This window comes from Desnuesiella massiliensis (genome assembly GCF_001403615.1).
GTDB classification, from domain to species: Bacteria; Bacillota; Clostridia; order Clostridiales; family Clostridiaceae; genus Desnuesiella; species Desnuesiella massiliensis.
In genome coordinates this window covers 260,744-276,931 of sequence record NZ_LN879457.1, presented here as the reverse complement: position 1 = coordinate 276,931, position 16,188 = coordinate 260,744, and the positions used below count along the sequence as shown (strand labels likewise).

Below are 16,188 nucleotides of genomic sequence, written 5' to 3'. Positions count from 1 at the left end.
TTTATAAACGTTTTCTATATTTATATATACAATAATATTCTCTTATATTTAAATTGTCAAGATTTTTTTCCTATGACAAATAAATTTTTTTTCAAACTTCATTACATGTAGGAAGCAACTTCAACTATTAACTCATACATGCACCATAATGGCTTAAAAATGCCATTTTGACATGTATAAGTTGAGTTTTAGTAATGTTTATCTGCAGTAGCGCTATTTTAATAAATAATTTATAATAATCTATACATAATAAGGTTATCAGTATATTGTAGAATTCATTATTATACTTTAAGGAGGAATGAAACGTGATTAACAAAATAGGAAAAATAACATTGTACGTTAATAATCAAGAAGAAGCTAAGAAGTTCTGGACTGAAAAACTAAATTTTGTAGTTAAGTTTGAACAAGCAATGGGACCTGCTATGAAATGGTTAGAGGTTGGCCCAAGTGAAAGTGAATTTACAACCTTTGTTTTATATGATAAAAATTTAATGATGACTCAAAATCCAAAAGCTAATGTTTCACATCCATCTGTAATATTAAGCACTAATGACATTGAAAATACTTATAACCAAATAAAAGCAAATGGTGTTGAAGTAGGACCTCTTATGAGCATGCCCTATGGAAAAATGTTCTCATTTAAAGACCAAGACGGAAATGAATACTTACTTCGTGAAGATGTCTAGCATTTATTAAATTATAACAAGGACTTACTGTTGCTCAGCAGGTCCTTATTTTACCATATTAGTATTAACATCCGAGAGTATTTACCTTTTATATTCATCCTTGGTTAAAGTATAATATAATTCTCCATCATACCCATTATACTTAACATCACCCACCCTAAGAATTTTTTCAAACTTCATCCCCATCTTTTCAATTACTTTCTTTGATGCTATGTTATCAGGCTTTACTACTGCAATAATTCGCCTTAGGCCTATTTTGTCAAAGCCATAATGAAGCATTGCCATAGCTGCTTCAGTTGCTAATCCATTTGCGAGTATTCTTCTTTTGTAAGCAAATAGTAAGATTCTCCATTATAAAAATTCAACTCCTCAGGCAGTCCGCCAAGAAAGTGTTGAAATTTAAATCCAAGCTTTTGTATTACTCTATTTGAAGCAATATTTTCTGGCTTCGCAAAAGCAATAAGTCTCTTAAGTTTCATTGTATTAAAGCAATAATCGATTAGTGCAGTCATAGCTTCAGTGGCATATCCATTGCCCCAATAATCTTCCCCGATTAGATAATATATTTCTTTATCTGGATAATAAGCATTGCAGTCATTATTCCCAACTCCACACCATCCAATGAATTTGCCCGTTTCCTTTAAAAAGATTGCAAAGGAATATTTAAAATCGCCATGGTAATGATTTTCATAGGAAGCAATAAGCCATCGAAATAGGTCTTTATATTCTTCTAAAGTCATAACCTCCATAGGCATATATTTTAATTGTTCCTTATTCTGCATCAATTCAAAAGACTCCATTAAATCGCTCTCAATATACGGTCTAATTATTAATCTGTTTGTTTTTATTCTCAATTCTTTTATTGAATTCATTATTTCCCCCCTAGTAAAATATCAATAATATCCATTATATGTAATGCAATACGAAAAACATTATTATTACATATATTACATACTTAGACTAGCATTGTATATTTATTAAGACAATCTCATACTTAATTCTTAAACAAAAATGTGCCACCCAATCAAATCAGGTAGCACATTTTTTGTTATCTTAGTTTTTTTAATTGTGAAATTATTCTTTGTATAGTTTTTGGTGACAAATAATATCTTTCCGAAAGGCTTTGTATAGATGCTCCAGTTAAATAATCTTCATACATTCTATTATTTCTAACTCGAAGCTCCTCTTTGCACTGAGTTAATTCACCCCAGGCCTTTTTATTTTCCTCTTTCTTAGGAATATAAATATATTCACCATTAACGTAGTTTTGAATTATTTTTAATATATCTTCAGGGAAAATGTCCCTGGCGTTTGCATAGCTCACTTTATGCTCCTCCTAAATGTAATTTTATTTTAGGATTGAGCAAAGGCTATCTTATATTTTAACCATTAACTCTTATGCAATAGCCTCTGCTACGCATAAATAACATATTTTCTCATAAAGACTATAACTCCTCTCTTATGTAAATATTATATTGACTTTTATCAATCAAGATTATTTACCTTTATCCTCCCTTAATTATTTTGTTGTATCACCTTAAAATAATAATTAATTGTTAAATTTATATATAGTATTTTCCATATAACTTGCTACATTAGGTAAATTATTATTTCTAAGAGCAGATAATAAGTCTTTTGTTGTTTTATCCTCAAGCTTGTGGAAAGTTTTTAATATTTTAATAATCATGTTCTTTCCATATAATTTGTATACTTCATACAGCATTAGGGTACCACTATGATGAACCCCACTCTGAGGTCTCTTGCCATCAATAGTTTTAATAGGAGGCAAATTCTCTACTCTATGGGAAGTAATTATTTTTTCAAACTCAGAATTTCCTAAGTGGTCAGAAACAAATAACAATGCAGACCACTCAGCAAAGGTTTCATTTAGCCAATCCTCCCAACTGCATACATCAGCACCATTGCACCATATATGAGCTATCTCATGAGCTATTAGTTTTATAGCATAAGTAATGTTCTCACAAAACCCTCCTAGAACAATGAGCTGGGATCTGATATAACCATCATAGGGATTTGTATTTGGAAGTACTACAATATCCATTTGAGGCAAGGTTTCAAACTCATATATGTCTTTATAATACTCAATTATTCTATCAAGATATTTCGCATATTTTTCTGATATTTCATTTTCACAACTCTTCAAATAACTAAAGGACAAAGAGCCGTATTTTACTTCTGTATAATTTTTAAGTGCTATAATATTAACATCGTAGTCTATTGGTTTATATACCCACACTTCACCATTTTTTATACCCTTAGTTATTTTATAGTCTCCCATGCTGCGAAGAGTAACAGTAGTATTAGGGAAATCATTAGCTATAATATCAACTGGTTTCTGCGGATACCAGGTAGAGTACCAATTAAGGGCTACGCAATCATCACTTATAATATTATGTGATCTCCTCTCTATAGTACCATGATATTCAACTGTTATTTCTTTAGCCTCAATCTTTGGCTTTATAGTGTATTTGTTCAATTCAGGATGAAACTGCAAATTAATGTCTTCGCTTATTGGAATATATTCATTCCCATTTTCATCTGTTACTTTACTAATCTCTAGTTTTTTATTAAGAGAAAAACAAAGGTTTTCATCATCCTTGTTTAGAGTAAATTCCGCAAATATATGTAACTCACTATTTTTAACAAATAAATCAATGTTTAACATAAAAATCTCCTACCCTACTTATCTGTAAGTTTTAAAGTCATGGGGTAATTTACTCCTGACTCACAAAATTTTAGTATTAATTTCAATTATAATATAGATAAGCCTTTTCATATTCTGCTACAAATTAGTGATCTTAAGAACATTCAGGCTCCAGTTTGCTTACATACTCTTTAAACGAATTCCCTCGAATCTCAAAATCCTTAAATTGGTCCCAGGAAGCACACGCAGGGCTTAGAATAACAACATAACCTTCGCTAGAGGAATTGTATGCTACTTGAGTAGCCTCTTCTAAGGTATTAACAGCTTTACAAGAAACACCAAATTTTTTAGCAAAATCCTTTATCCTTGCTTTTGCTTCACCATATGCTACAATTAATTTTACATTTATTAAGTGATCCTTCAACTCATCAAAGCTATGTCCTCTATCTAATCCACCCAGTAATAATACTGTGGGTTTAGTAAATGAAGCTAAAGCAGTTTGAGTTGAGGTTATATTAGTGGATTTAGAATCATTATAAAAGTCTATATTATTTATAGTTTTAACATATTCCATTCGATGCTCTACACCGCCAAAAGTTTTTAAAATACTAATAATAGCATTATTGTCTACACCTAATTCTTTAGTCACCGCAATGGCAGCCATAGCATTTTCATAATTATGACTGCCTTTAATTTTCACTTCATTTAAGGCTATTATTTTATCGTTATTATAATAAATATATCCATCAATTATTGAACAACCTAATTTATTTATGGAACTAGCTGAAAAATATTTTTTAGTAGATTCAATATCATTTGTTAAATCAAGGACTTCTTTGTCATCTAAATTAAGAATTGCTATATCACTTTTAGTATGATGATTGAAAATCCTCTTTTTCATATTTTTATAAATATCGTAGGATCCATGAAAATCAAGATGGGCTTCCGATAAATTAGTTAAAACAGATATATTTGTTTTAAAATCAAAGACATTACACAACTGATGGTCTGATACTTCCATAATAGCTATGTCATTATCTTTTAGCTGAGATATAAAAGAACACACTGGATATCCGATATTGCCCATTAAAAATACGCTCTTTGAAGCCTTTTTTAAAATCTCATATATTATTGTTATTGTAGTTGTTTTGCCATTAGTTCCCGTAACCCCAATAATTGTGATCCCTTTGGGAAAATAGTAAAATGCTAGCTCCAACTCATTTATAACAGGAATATTAAGTTCACGAGCTCTTTCTATATATTTATGATTATTTGAAATACCTGGATTTTTAACTATCATTTCAAAAGTATTATCAAGCAAATCCTTTGGATGACCTCCTAAAACAATTTTGATACCCAACGATTGCAACTCTTTCATTTGTTCTAAGTTTTGTTCAGTGTTAGCATCATTGACAATAACTTCATAACCTTTATTAGCCAGTAGCTTTGCAGCCTCATATCCACTTCTAGCCATACCTAGGACAAAAACTTTTCTATTATCACTCATTCTATCAACTCTTCTTTCATACCTATTATACTATCAGTAGCACAAGTAATTGCATATTACCCTTATTAAAATTTGTTTCCCTATATAGATAAACAACTTCAACTATTAATTTATGCATGCCCCATAACGCCGTGAAGATTTGCATTTTGGAACATGCATAAATTAAGTTTTCGTAATGTTTATCTACAACTACATTGGTTTGAGATTTTGGTTTAACCTCTCAATAATTTTGTGAAGTCTATTTATTCGTGCCTGCTCTGATTTTGCTTCAAGATAAAGCCCTGTATAAATGCGTTGCACAGATGGAGACATTGCTAAAAAATTCGAATAAGCTGGCTCTATATCCTTAATCACACTGGCGAATTCTTTAATGTGACTAGCAGTAATTTCCGGACGCTTCTTGGCTTGAAAGCAATTATTTCTTTTAGCTTCCTCAATTTTAGCTCTGCCATAATCGGTCATTCTACCAGATACCTCAAGCATTTCCACTAAAGAAATATTTTTAGCCGACCATTCGGTTTTTTTACGCCTCTGGGCAAAATACTTTATATAGGTTTTATCATCAATGCTCTTAATCTGGCCGTCAATCCAACCAAAGCATAAAGCTTCCTCAAGAGCCTCATTAGCTGTCAAGGTTTTCGGCCCGCCTTCCTTACCAAATACAAGCCAGATTCCATCACTTGAGAGACAGTTAACCTCTAACCATATTCTAAAACCTTCCCTAGATTCAAATTGCATTTGTTTTGCCATAACATCATCTCCTGCACTGAGATATTTTATCTAGTCTAACCCTATTTTCTGAATTAATAGGTAGCCGTCTTTCAATAATCTCACAGGGGTACTCGGAGCAAACTCCGCAGTTATCGACGGTTTTACCTTTTGCACACTCCCTTATTTCGCAATCACCGCACATTTTGCTGCTGTCATTCTTGTCCCAAAAACAACCTTCACAGGTCATATCATCTGCTGTAAAAGTAGTATTTTCAGTGGAGCACTCAATAGCAAGTTTTTCCTTGGCTTGTAAATCCTTATTCTTTGTTGCAATGTATAAAGGACATTCATGACACAACAGACCACAATAAGCCATATAGTTCATTTGTTTCCCTCCTAATTTTTTATAAGATATATAATGCTAAACCTCTTTCTTTCCCTTAAAATATTGTCTAATCCCACTTCTTTGATTTTGGGGTTGCCATTTTTCCAATCAGATACAATGGTATCATTTATTTTATCAAAGATATCATTTGCTTTTGTGCAATGAAAATCAAAGCACTGGCCACAAAAATCTATATTGTGTTCCTTTTATTGTAATATTTACAATTATAGCACATTGAACCAATTTATATCTATTGATTTACATCATAATTTTTATTTTTTGAACCGAATATATCACTTTTCAATAGCTCATAACTCATGTGACTATCACCTTAAATTCATGCGACTGTCACATTAAACCCTATTTCTAATAACAAATAATAGGTGTTCCTGGCTCAATATTATTGTATATTAAATGTGCTACATTATAAGGTGAATTTACACAACCATGAGAACCATTTGTCTGATATATAGCTCCTCCAAAATTTTCTCTCCAACTTGCATCATGAATTCCTATTCCCCCATCATATGGCATCCAATAGTTAACAAACACAGCATAACCGGGTCCTCTAAGAATAGTATTTCTTGCCTTATATTTTAGCTTATAAACACCTTTACGCGTTGGATAATTCTTTGATATATCACCTGTAACAACATCTCCCTCTACTATTAGTGATCCATTTTTATAAAACCACAAATGTTGTTTTGATAGATCTATTTCTACATATGTAGTTCCAATATCACTGTTATCAGAAGAAAAAGCAGCTTGACTGAGGTATGCCGGTTCTTTTATTATAGTTCTTCCTTCTTTTATATCTTTAATTAAATTTATTACTTCTTTATTCTTATCAATAGATCGGCCATAATCACCACCATCTATATATATGGTATTTCCTGATGATGTAATAAACTTTTTAGCCTTACCAAATGTATCATAAAGTTCAGAAAGTGTATCGATATAAGTCTTTACCTTTTTTTCATCAAAAGTAATTTGGAAGTTATCATCAACCTTAATCCACGTATTTATTATAGAGCCATCTAAGGTTTCTTTGTTTTCACCAAAAGCATAAGTAACTTTTGAAGATACGTATTTGTTAAGCGTGTTTTTAACTTCTATAGTTTTTTCTGACTGCGAATTATATTGCGGCTTTATGTAGCAGCCTGCTGACTCCAAATCTATTTCATTTTCTAACTTAAGTATTGAATTCACTACATGATAATATAAAATATCTTTATCTACCTTGTTTCCTGGAACCTCACTTATAATCACATAACCATTATCTTCATACTTAAAGCTTGGATTTTTAGGTTCAACAATATTATCACTACTAAAGCAAGAGAGCTTATCTATTTTCTCTTTAAGTAGTTTCTCATCATAGGAAGGCTCTATATTCATTCTACAATCTTTTAAAGTAAAAAGCGCTGCTACCCATTTAAAAGGGTTCTGTCTATTCATAAGCTTATTTAATTCCTCGTCTGAACCAAGCTTTAAATCCACATCACTTGCCTTTATTTGTTTACTTTTACCTTCACGCTCTTTTAAATTCAAGGTATAATTCTGGAGCTTAGATGCTATTACTCTTTTTGCATCCTCAATGTTTGTTCCTGAAACACTAATGGAGTTAATTGTAGAGCCAATATAAAAATGATTCATAAAATATATCGTCATTCCAAAATAAACAATAAGTAAAGTACAAAAAAAGATTGCTATACTTTTAATAATTTTTTTACGTTTTTTTATAGATTCTTCTGTTAAACCTTTTACTGGGTTTTCTATTTGCTCTATTACTGGTTCTTCTTTCGATTCTTCTATCTGATTTTCTATTAACTCTTCTTTTGATTTTTCTATTTGTTCCTCAACTAACTCATCCATAGATTCCTCTATTGTCTCTTCTGTTGATTTTTCTACTGACTCTTCATTAAGCCTTTCTTCTCCACTTTTCATAGTAGTCACCCCCCAGTTATTTATAACAAAATACAGACTTGCGCTTTTTCCTTTTCAAGATAGCTAAATCTCCTATAAATAAATCCATACTCCATTCTATGAGTCATTATATTTACCTAAAACAATTATTTTAAATTTTTTTCAATCTCAATTATTATCTTCTATATAAAATTACCTATATTCTAATAAACAATTTAATAGCAGAATCAAAAAACAATAGAACGCTATGCATTAGTAGGTACAACTAATACATAACGTTCTTTAGGAAGAGCAGTATGGTCTCCTGAGTTGCTGTGTAACCATTTCAAGTGAGGTTTTTATTTATCTTTTTAAGTATTTACTTCTTTTCCATTATAGTTTTTTCCACTTAGAATTTCTTCCCTTACCTACAGCTTCTATTTTCCCTCCAAGTCTCAACTTTTCAAACACTCTATTTATAGTTGCTTCCCCTACATCTGGACATATAGTTCTTATTTCATTCTTAGTAAAATACCCTAACTTCCCTTCTATAGCCATTTCTATTCTTTCACTCTTACTGCCCTTGGTATTTTCAATACACCCTACTCTATCTTCTAATTCCTTGTATGCTTTTATAATAATTCCAAGAAAATATTCAAGCCATATATATAAATTATTTTTCCCATCATGCCATAACATAGATGATTTATTCAGTGCTTCATAGTAAGTTTCTTTGCTATCCTCAATAATTTTTTCTAAACTAATAAATCTTCCAACCTCAAAATCACTTTGATACAAAAGTAAAAGTGTTAATAATCTAGACATTCTTCCATTTCCATCATTAAACGGATGGATGCAAAGAAAATCTAATATAAATGCAGCTATTAAAACTAATGGCTCTATCTCTTCTTTTGCAATCTCCTTTCTATATTCTTCACAAAGCCTTTCCATATAACTTGGTGTGCTAAATGCATCCACAGGCTTAAATCTGATATAGCTAGTTCCATTAGGCAATATTTCTTCAATCACATTATCAGTATTTTTATAGTTTCCACCCTTAGCTGATGAAAATTTGTATAAATCTCTATGTAATTGTAATAATACAGATGATTTTATAGGTATAGCATCAAAAGCACTATGAATAGTATTTAATACATCCCTATACCCAGCTATCTCACTTTCACTTCTATCTCTTGGTTCTATTTTGTTATCCATTATTTCACGCAATCTTTTATTGGAAGTATAAATACCTTCTATTCTATTAGATGATTCTGCACTTTGTATAATTGCTACATCTTTAAGTGTATTTAATATTTGAGGTGATTGCTTTTTATACAAATCTTGCTTCCCCTTATATTCATTTATAGTAGTTAACATTCTCACTATACTCATTGGTAATGCTAAGTTATTTAATTTATTATTTTCAAAAGAAATCATTACACATTCTCCCTCATTAATATTATATTTTTATTATTATCATTTTATCATAAATATAATCATTTCGGTTAAAATGATTATATTTATAATAAAAATAATATATTAAAATTCAAATAAACCTTATCATTTAATACCACATGATAAGGTTTATTCCAAATTCATCATGTAAATTTTCAAATAGTTTTCTATACCACTTTGAATTTAAAATGCCTTCTAATGGTGAAAAAGGTTATGTACCTGCATATAAATATAGGATTACTATGCACAATTCCAATGATAGCATAGGTAATATTGATATTCGTATTGGCTACAATGAGAATATATATTATGGTGGCAATATCGGCTATGAGATTGAACAAGCTTATAGAGGCAATAATTATGCGTCAAAGGCTTGTAAAATTATTAAACAGATAGCAATTGCTCATGGAATGGATGGATTGATAATGACTTGTAATCCAGATAACTTTCCCTCTCGAGTAACTTGCGAGAAAGCAGGTCTTAAACTTAAAGAAATAGTAGACTTGCCACCTCATAATGAGATGTATCAAGTTGGCGAAAGACAAAAGTGCGTATATGAATGGATTTTAAAAGAATAGTTCTTCATAACTTTTTTACTTCATGTATTAACAGGTAGCCTAAATTTGAATTTAAGTTTAAATTTGACTACCTGTTTTAGTGTGTATATAACAACAATTTAGTCTAGCAAAGCCTATTTTAGTTAGCTTAAACCCAAACCCTTTCTTTTACTTAATATATGTGCTTCAATGTTATTAGCTACCTCTTTTGGATCGTCACCTAAAGCAATCTTACCTCCTGTTAAGTTCTCTACATCCTCAGTAAGAAGCTTTACAAGCTGTTTTGCTCCTGTTAAAAATGGAGTTGGTGATAAGTGTGTATAAGCTCCATATGCTACAGCGAATACACCATCAATAGTAGCTTTTTGCTCCATCCACTCTGGAGCTGTTACAGCAATAGGAAGATCAGGTACATCAACATCAAGGTGATTAGCAAGCTCTGTAACAAGCATAGATATTCTTCCTGTATCTGTACAGGTTCCGAAGCTTAGAACTGGAGGAATTTTTAACATATTACATACTTCTTTAAGTCCTTCTCCAGTAATATTTATTGCGTCTAGGTTACACAAACCTGCTACCTCAAGAGCATGATTACCGCAGCCTCCAGCTACAACTAAGATATCTTTCTTAATTAATTCCTTTACTAGATTAACTGTGTTCCAATCCTGAGGACCATTTCTTAAGGTAGAGCAATTTGCTAGAGCTACTATTCCTTTAATTTTGCCTGCAGCGATAACATCCACTAAAGGATCAAGTTTATTTCCTAAAGCCTTTACCACTGCTTCTGTAGAGAATCCAGCTATTGCCTTCTGTGTTATTCTTGGAACCTTTGGTGTAACAGTACTCTTTCTCTTCTTAAAGTTTTCAATAGCCAAATCTATTAATTTATCAGCCATTTCCTCTAGCTTTGCAGGATTATAAGGAATCATGTGGCTTAATCCTGGGACCCCAATAACGGTACTTACTCCTACTAAAGTTACCTGATATTTTTCAGCATAGTGATCTATTGCAGGTGGAGAACAGTTTTCTTCCATAGCGAGAACATCCACTGTACCTGTAGCTAGAAGGGGTTCTATGGCTAGCCAATTACCCATAAGCCCCACAAATATATCATCTACTTCAAATCTTTGTAGCAATTCCTGACCTGTTTCAATGGAACCAACTATTCTAAGGCCCTTTGCACCAGCGGCTTTTGCCTTTTCCTGAACTTCCTGTAGCCTTGCCTTCTGCATAGTAGCAACCCCTGGCCAAGGTTGATGACCATTGAATACAATATTTACATACTCAGGATCCATAATCCCTAAATCAACATTCACCTCATGAGGAGCAGGTGTTCCAAATAAAATGTCCTGTACCATTTCCAATCCTATTTGCGCAGTGTAAATAGTAGCTAATCCTAAGCTTAAAGCTTTCTTTGCTAAGGATACGTAATCTCCATCAACATTGGTTAAACAGCTTGCTACAGCATTTTGCTCTTCATGTACTACTCCTGAAGGATAAATCCCAAGACCCTTCCATACTTGTTTTCTCTTTCTTGGGGCAAATACATCTACCATAACACTTGGCTCATCAGTATCACTACCCATTTCAGCTTCTAAAAAGTTAGCTAAGTCTATTGCCATTTTGTTTGTATCTTGATTTGTATCAATTCCAACCTTTTCACACATCCATTTAAGTTTATCTACATCTTTAATCGTAAATGGAGTCTTTCCTTCTCCAGTTGCTCTTAAAGTTCTAAAGGCTTCATATGCATGATGGCTGTATGTACCTGCTCCCATAATATTTCTTAGCAGCATGTTTCTCATTGCCATAGCGTCTGGGCCAATTCCGCATACACCTTTTTCCTGCTCTCCTTTTAGATTGATTCTGCATGGTCCTTGGGAGCATAATTGGCAGCTTAATCCTTCTAAGCAGAATTTACATCTGATTTTTTCCTGAGATGCCCATCTATCAAATACATTTGACATACCATCTTCCCTTATCCTCTTAAGCATCTCCTCAACAGAATCATGATAGCTGACGCGGCCTTCAGTTTTTTCAAGTATTGTTTCACTCATTAAACTATCCTCCTATAATCTTTTATTATCTTGATATGATATTTAGTTTTCTGCATTTTTTGTATCACTTACTATAACCTTACCTGCTATTTATTATTATTTATAAGTATTTTTTTATACACTTTTAATTGAATCTACTTCACTTTTAAGAGGTGCAGCAAATCTTTTTCATAATGTTCATTCGAAATATATTGAATTATATATTCCATTATTATAGAATATACTTAAAGTTAAATTTTTCATTTCTATATAATCATTTGAAAGGATTGATTCTATGAACCTTCTTAATATCAGCTCAGGCATAAAAACAACCTATAAAGTTACTTTAAAATACTCTTTACTGTGGGAATGTGCATTAGGTATTGCAGCTTCTACCTATGATGAGCTGCATCATTCTCTTGAGAAGCCTCAGCAATACTGGAGTGATGCCATAAATAAATTATCCTCTGAAGGTAAAAAGGAATTGGAGTGTAGCAAAAAGCATAATACTTGGAAGACCTTACTTCAACTCCTCCATACAAGGGACTTCGAGAATTTAAATATGTTTTTACAATATATAAAAGATTTATCTGAGGAAGATTTAAGATTTTATTCTCTTCCTTTCCTAGGCAACCAAAATGAGGAAAATAGAAAAGATGCTTCCTCAGGAGATATAAAAGCTAGGATGTCATTGATTGAGCTATGCTCAAAGCATAAATTCTTTCCAGATTATATAGAGTTCATATGCAATGTATCAATTAATATACTGAAGAACCATCTTATAACCTTAATGCAGGCATGGTACGAAGTCATAATTAAGCCCGATGAGACACATTTCTTGTCAATGCTTAAGAAGGACTTTAAAACTAAAAGCGCAATGATGGAAAAGCTTACTGCTGAAAAACTTGTTGAATGGACTATAGGTACCACATACCTGCCGGAGCCAACTATAACAGATGTGCTTCTTATACCTCAATACATTTATAGACCTTGGACTGTAGAAGCTGATGATATCAATACAAAAATCTTCTACTATCCCATAAGTGATGAAAGCTTAACGGATGATAAAGACACATATGCTCCAGCCTTCACCTTAGTTCAAGGATATAAAGCCTTGGGAGACGAAGTGAGACTTAAAATAATAAAATTTCTCTATGAAGGCGATAAAACACTTCAAGAATTAACTGAAAAACTAGATATGGCCAAGTCCACCGTTCACCATCATTTAAGTTTATTAAGGTCAGTACGGATTGTACGAACAGTGAATTCTATGTATCAATTGAACAAGGATGCTCTTTTTTCTATTGAATCCGATTTAAAAATATATTTAGAAAAATAATTGGTTGGTAGGAGGCTGCTATGCTTAAAAATAACGATTTTCCTTTGATGGATAAAACCGTTTTTTGCAGATTAATACCAATCTATAGGTTAATGATTGGAAATCTTATCTCTTTTATTGGAGATCAAGTATATTTTATTACTCTGCCTTTAATTGTATATAACGTGACGGGATCAGTAGTGCAGATGGGTATTGTTGCTGCTATAGAAAAAGTACCAAATATATTTCAACCTATTACTGGCACCATAGCTGATATGGTAAATAAAAAAAAGCTACTTTTAATATCTGATGCCTTAAGGAGTATTTTAGTTTGCGCAATGGGTTTTCTTTATATCATAAATAATCTAGAAATGTGGCATATATATTTAGGGGCCTTACTTTTAGGATTCTTTGGACAAATTTATAATACAGCTGAATTCTCCTCAATACCTTTGATATGTGAAAAAGAGGATTTGCATTTTGTAAATTCCTTGGATTCAGGAATTTATGACATGGCAATGCTAATAGGCCCTTCTATTGGAGGCTTAATTATAAATATTTATAATCCTGGATACGCCCTGCTAATTAATGGATTAAGTTTTTTAGGAACTTTCTTGGCAGTTTTATCTATCCATATACCTGAACATATTGTTAGCACAAAAGATAAATTAGAATCCTATAAATCTGGAGGATTTTTTAAAAAGCTAATAGAGGATTTAAGAGTAGGTTTTAAATTTGTATTTAACACTCCTGTTCTGCTCTATACCAATATTGCCTTAATTTTTTCAGCAATTGGGACAACACTATTTCTAACCGTAATGGTTTTTCACTTTAAAAGTGTACTTAACCTTAATGCTCAAAAAATAGGACTCTTAATTTCTATAGGTGGCATTGGCGCTATATTAGGCTCTATTCTTACAAATTTTTTAAGAAGGTATCTTTCATATATAAATATAATAATTATAGGCTTAGTGGTGGGAGGAATCTCCATTATAATCTTTGGAATTTTAAAAAATTATATTCTTCTCGTACTGAGCAATGCATTAGGGACTTTTGCAGTATCACTAATTAGTCCATGTATAGTAACTTTGAGGCAATCAATCACTCCAAAGCCCCTCCTTGGAAGGGTGCAATCCACCAGCAGATTCATGACATGGACGCTTATACCTATTTCAGCCTATTTTGCAGGTTTATTATCTAACTTATTGGGAACTTCTATAACAATAGTGCTTGGAGGAATCATAAGAATGGTTGCTGCAATAATGCTAATTAAAGCCTCTCGGAATTTAATTGCTATTTAAACAAAAACACATTGATAAAAGTATCAATGTGTTTTTCATAGCTTTCAATAATGACCGTTAACTGATCATAGTATTTTATTTTAAAAAAATTACTTATATCCTAAAATATTTTCTCTAAGTTCTGCCCACTTTAGTGCATCTTCTATACCTTGCTCTAAGGATAATTCTGCTTTCCAGCCTAAAAGCTTCGCGGCTCTGTCTGAGCTTGCATAAGCTCCTGGTACATCTCCTGGTCTAGGTGGTGCTTCTTCTTTATTCACGTTTTGGTTAAATACTTTTTCAAAGGCAGCTACCATTTCCTTTACAGTAACTCCATCACCTTTACCTAAGTTTATTACCATGTAGGAACCTTCTTTAGAGCTATTGAATATATTATCAAAGTTCTCTATAGCTTTAATGTGAGCCATAGCCAAGTCCCAAACATGTATATAATCTCTTATACCTGAGCCGTCTCTTGTGTCCCAATCCACGCCTGTTATCTTAAATACAGGATCTTTTCCTAGAGCTACGTCTACAAGCTTTCCAAGCAAATGAGATGGGGATTTTAGATGTATTCCTGAGCGCATTTTAGGGTCTGCTCCTATAGGATTAAAGTATCTAAGAGCGATACCTCTCATGCCATAGGCATTACAAAAATCTTGTAGCACCATTTCCATCATATATTTTGTACGAGCGTATGGACTTCTTGGGTTAAGTGGTGATTCTTCTGTCACTATGAAATTTGATGAATCATCATAAATAGCTGCAGAAGAGCTAAATACAACATTTTTGCATCCTAAAGCGTTTAAATTACGGAATAGCTCTAAGGATTTTGATACATTTTCAGTATAATACTCATAAGGTTTTTCCACGGATTCTGGCACCACAATCAAGGCTGCACAATGTATGGTATAGCCTATATCTGGATGGTCTTTAAATATCCTATCTAAAATTGCTTTATCAGCTATGTCTCCTTTATAAAATACTCTATTCTTAGTAAATTCCTCTTTACCTGTTATAAGTGAGTCAAGAATAACAGCTTCATGACCATTGTCTTTTAATGCTGAACAAATAGTGCTTCCTATGTATCCAGCTCCTCCTGTTACTAAAACTTTCATTCTACATTTCATCCTCTCTCATGTTAGAATATATTAATTGAAGTATCCTTTTTATGGATACATATTATACGAAAGGTAAAAATAAAAAGTATATCTAAAAATATTATATCACTTATTTATTTTTAATCTATTAAAATATTATCCCGAAGTATCTTCAACGCTTCTTCATATATTATAGGTTGTATTTGCGGATAGGTTAAATTATCAGGTAATGCATCAAATAAACCAACCCTTCCTATTTCAAGATCAGGTAATGTTCCCAAGGTTTCTATATCTGCATAAAATACTCTTCCGTAATTTATCGGCACTCCTTCCTTCTTTACAGAGTACTCAAAAATAGGTACTATAGTAAACTTTTCTGCTCCAGTCTCCTCTCTTAATTCTCTTTCTCCTGTATAGTTAATGGGCTCATTAATTTCTCTTCTCCCTCCAGGAATCTCCCAGGTTGTTCTTTCTTTATGCTGCACATACACATACTTATCTTTAAACCTTGCAAAAATTACTGCAAATTTTAAGTCTTCATCCTTAATATCTCCTAAGTTGTAGGTTTTAACTTCCATGATTATCA

At 32.1% G+C, this 16,188-nt stretch carries 16 protein-coding genes; 4 read left to right on the top strand and 12 right to left on the bottom strand.

Annotated features, from left to right (window positions below; genetic code table 11):
- Window positions 1-305 precede the first annotated feature (305 nt).
- Entirely contained in the window at window positions 306-686 is a 381-nt protein-coding gene (locus BN2665_RS19290) for a VOC family protein (protein ID WP_055668745.1), read from the top strand.
- An 81-nt stretch (window positions 687-767) separates the two neighbouring features.
- On the opposite strand, the gene BN2665_RS19285 is transcribed toward BN2665_RS19290, so the two are convergent.
- From BN2665_RS19285 to BN2665_RS19245, 9 genes are all read right to left on the bottom strand, one after another.
- The gene (locus BN2665_RS19285) at window positions 768-971 is read right to left on the bottom strand and encodes a GNAT family N-acetyltransferase (protein ID WP_055668744.1); all 204 of its coding nucleotides are present in this window, start codon (window positions 969-971) and stop codon (window positions 768-770) included.
- 14 nt (window positions 972-985) lie between these two features.
- Window positions 986-1,558 (bottom strand): GNAT family N-acetyltransferase, encoded by a 573-nt coding sequence (locus BN2665_RS19280; RefSeq protein WP_055668743.1) that lies wholly within the window; start codon window positions 1,556-1,558, stop codon window positions 986-988.
- A gap of 176 nt (window positions 1,559-1,734) precedes the next feature.
- A complete protein-coding gene (locus BN2665_RS19275) occupies window positions 1,735-2,010 on the bottom strand; it encodes a CD3324 family protein (RefSeq protein WP_055668742.1) in 276 nt (91 codons plus the stop codon).
- Between the two features lie 225 nt (window positions 2,011-2,235).
- Window positions 2,236-3,372, bottom strand: coding sequence for a M1 aminopeptidase family protein (locus tag BN2665_RS19270; protein ID WP_055668741.1), 1,137 nt, complete (start codon window positions 3,370-3,372; stop codon window positions 2,236-2,238).
- Window positions 3,373-3,505: 133 nt separating this feature from the next.
- A complete protein-coding gene (murD, locus tag BN2665_RS19265; protein ID WP_055668740.1) occupies window positions 3,506-4,858 on the bottom strand; it encodes a UDP-N-acetylmuramoyl-L-alanine--D-glutamate ligase in 1,353 nt (450 codons plus the stop codon).
- Window positions 4,859-5,047: 189 nt separating this feature from the next.
- Complete coding sequence (locus BN2665_RS19260) at window positions 5,048-5,608, bottom strand: YdeI/OmpD-associated family protein (protein WP_055668739.1); 561 nt, start codon at window positions 5,606-5,608, stop codon at window positions 5,048-5,050.
- A 4-nt stretch (window positions 5,609-5,612) separates the two neighbouring features.
- Window positions 5,613-5,954, bottom strand: coding sequence for a DUF3795 domain-containing protein (locus BN2665_RS19255; RefSeq protein ID WP_055668738.1), 342 nt, complete (start codon window positions 5,952-5,954; stop codon window positions 5,613-5,615).
- A 366-nt stretch (window positions 5,955-6,320) separates the two neighbouring features.
- On the bottom strand, window positions 6,321-7,898 hold the full coding sequence (locus tag BN2665_RS19250) for a L,D-transpeptidase family protein (RefSeq protein WP_242865994.1): 1,578 nt from the start codon (window positions 7,896-7,898) through the stop codon (window positions 6,321-6,323).
- Between the two features lie 351 nt (window positions 7,899-8,249).
- Window positions 8,250-9,293, bottom strand: a complete 1,044-nt coding sequence (locus BN2665_RS19245; RefSeq protein ID WP_055668737.1) for a Fic family protein — start codon at window positions 9,291-9,293, stop codon at window positions 8,250-8,252.
- A 206-nt stretch (window positions 9,294-9,499) separates the two neighbouring features.
- On the opposite strand from BN2665_RS19245, the gene BN2665_RS19240 reads away from it, so the two are divergent.
- A complete protein-coding gene (locus BN2665_RS19240; RefSeq protein ID WP_207643701.1) occupies window positions 9,500-9,889 on the top strand; it encodes a GNAT family N-acetyltransferase in 390 nt (129 codons plus the stop codon).
- 122 nt (window positions 9,890-10,011) lie between these two features.
- Here the strand turns inward: BN2665_RS19240 and cooS are convergent, their stop codons facing one another.
- Window positions 10,012-11,925, bottom strand: a complete 1,914-nt coding sequence (gene cooS / locus BN2665_RS19235) for an anaerobic carbon-monoxide dehydrogenase catalytic subunit (protein ID WP_055668735.1) — start codon at window positions 11,923-11,925, stop codon at window positions 10,012-10,014.
- A gap of 274 nt (window positions 11,926-12,199) precedes the next feature.
- Between cooS and BN2665_RS19230 the strand changes: the two genes are divergently transcribed.
- Together BN2665_RS19230 and BN2665_RS19225 are read left to right on the top strand one after the other, a co-directional pair.
- Window positions 12,200-13,243, top strand: a complete 1,044-nt coding sequence (locus tag BN2665_RS19230) for an ArsR/SmtB family transcription factor (RefSeq protein ID WP_055668734.1) — start codon at window positions 12,200-12,202, stop codon at window positions 13,241-13,243.
- A gap of 20 nt (window positions 13,244-13,263) precedes the next feature.
- Entirely contained in the window at window positions 13,264-14,523 is a 1,260-nt protein-coding gene (locus BN2665_RS19225) for an MFS transporter (protein ID WP_055668733.1), read from the top strand.
- A gap of 89 nt (window positions 14,524-14,612) precedes the next feature.
- Here the strand turns inward: BN2665_RS19225 and galE are convergent, their stop codons facing one another.
- Both galE and BN2665_RS19215 read right to left on the bottom strand, forming a co-directional pair.
- Window positions 14,613-15,620, bottom strand: coding sequence for a UDP-glucose 4-epimerase GalE (gene galE, locus BN2665_RS19220; RefSeq protein WP_055668732.1), 1,008 nt, complete (start codon window positions 15,618-15,620; stop codon window positions 14,613-14,615).
- A gap of 122 nt (window positions 15,621-15,742) precedes the next feature.
- Window positions 15,743-16,180, bottom strand: a complete 438-nt coding sequence (locus BN2665_RS19215; RefSeq protein WP_242865993.1) for an NUDIX hydrolase — start codon at window positions 16,178-16,180, stop codon at window positions 15,743-15,745.
- Window positions 16,181-16,188 lie beyond the last annotated feature (8 nt).

Excerpts from the sequence above, each read along its gene's own strand:
- murD (WP_055668740.1), bottom strand. The coding sequence starts at position 4,858 with ATGAGTGATAATAGAAAAGTTTTTGTCCTAGGTATGGCTAGAAGTGGA.
- cooS (WP_055668735.1), bottom strand. The coding sequence starts at position 11,925 with ATGAGTGAAACAATACTTGAAAAAACTGAAGGCCGCGTCAGCTATCAT.
- BN2665_RS19285 (WP_055668744.1), bottom strand. The coding sequence starts at position 971 with ATGGCAATGCTTCATTATGGCTTTGACAAAATAGGCCTAAGGCGAATT.
- BN2665_RS19245 (WP_055668737.1), bottom strand. The coding sequence starts at position 9,293 with ATGATTTCTTTTGAAAATAATAAATTAAATAACTTAGCATTACCAATG.
- BN2665_RS19230 (WP_055668734.1), top strand. The coding sequence starts at position 12,200 with ATGAACCTTCTTAATATCAGCTCAGGCATAAAAACAACCTATAAAGTT.
- BN2665_RS19225 (WP_055668733.1), top strand. The coding sequence starts at position 13,264 with ATGCTTAAAAATAACGATTTTCCTTTGATGGATAAAACCGTTTTTTGC.
- BN2665_RS19240 (WP_207643701.1), top strand. The coding sequence starts at position 9,500 with ATGCCTTCTAATGGTGAAAAAGGTTATGTACCTGCATATAAATATAGG.
- BN2665_RS19215 (WP_242865993.1), bottom strand. The coding sequence starts at position 16,180 with ATGGAAGTTAAAACCTACAACTTAGGAGATATTAAGGATGAAGACTTA.
- BN2665_RS19255 (WP_055668738.1), bottom strand. The coding sequence starts at position 5,954 with ATGAACTATATGGCTTATTGTGGTCTGTTGTGTCATGAATGTCCTTTA.
- galE (WP_055668732.1), bottom strand. The coding sequence starts at position 15,620 with ATGAAAGTTTTAGTAACAGGAGGAGCTGGATACATAGGAAGCACTATT.
- BN2665_RS19280 (WP_055668743.1), bottom strand. The coding sequence starts at position 1,558 with ATGAATTCAATAAAAGAATTGAGAATAAAAACAAACAGATTAATAATT.
- BN2665_RS19250 (WP_242865994.1), bottom strand. The coding sequence starts at position 7,898 with ATGAAAAGTGGAGAAGAAAGGCTTAATGAAGAGTCAGTAGAAAAATCA.
- BN2665_RS19260 (WP_055668739.1), bottom strand. The coding sequence starts at position 5,608 with ATGGCAAAACAAATGCAATTTGAATCTAGGGAAGGTTTTAGAATATGG.
- BN2665_RS19270 (WP_055668741.1), bottom strand. The coding sequence starts at position 3,372 with ATGTTAAACATTGATTTATTTGTTAAAAATAGTGAGTTACATATATTT.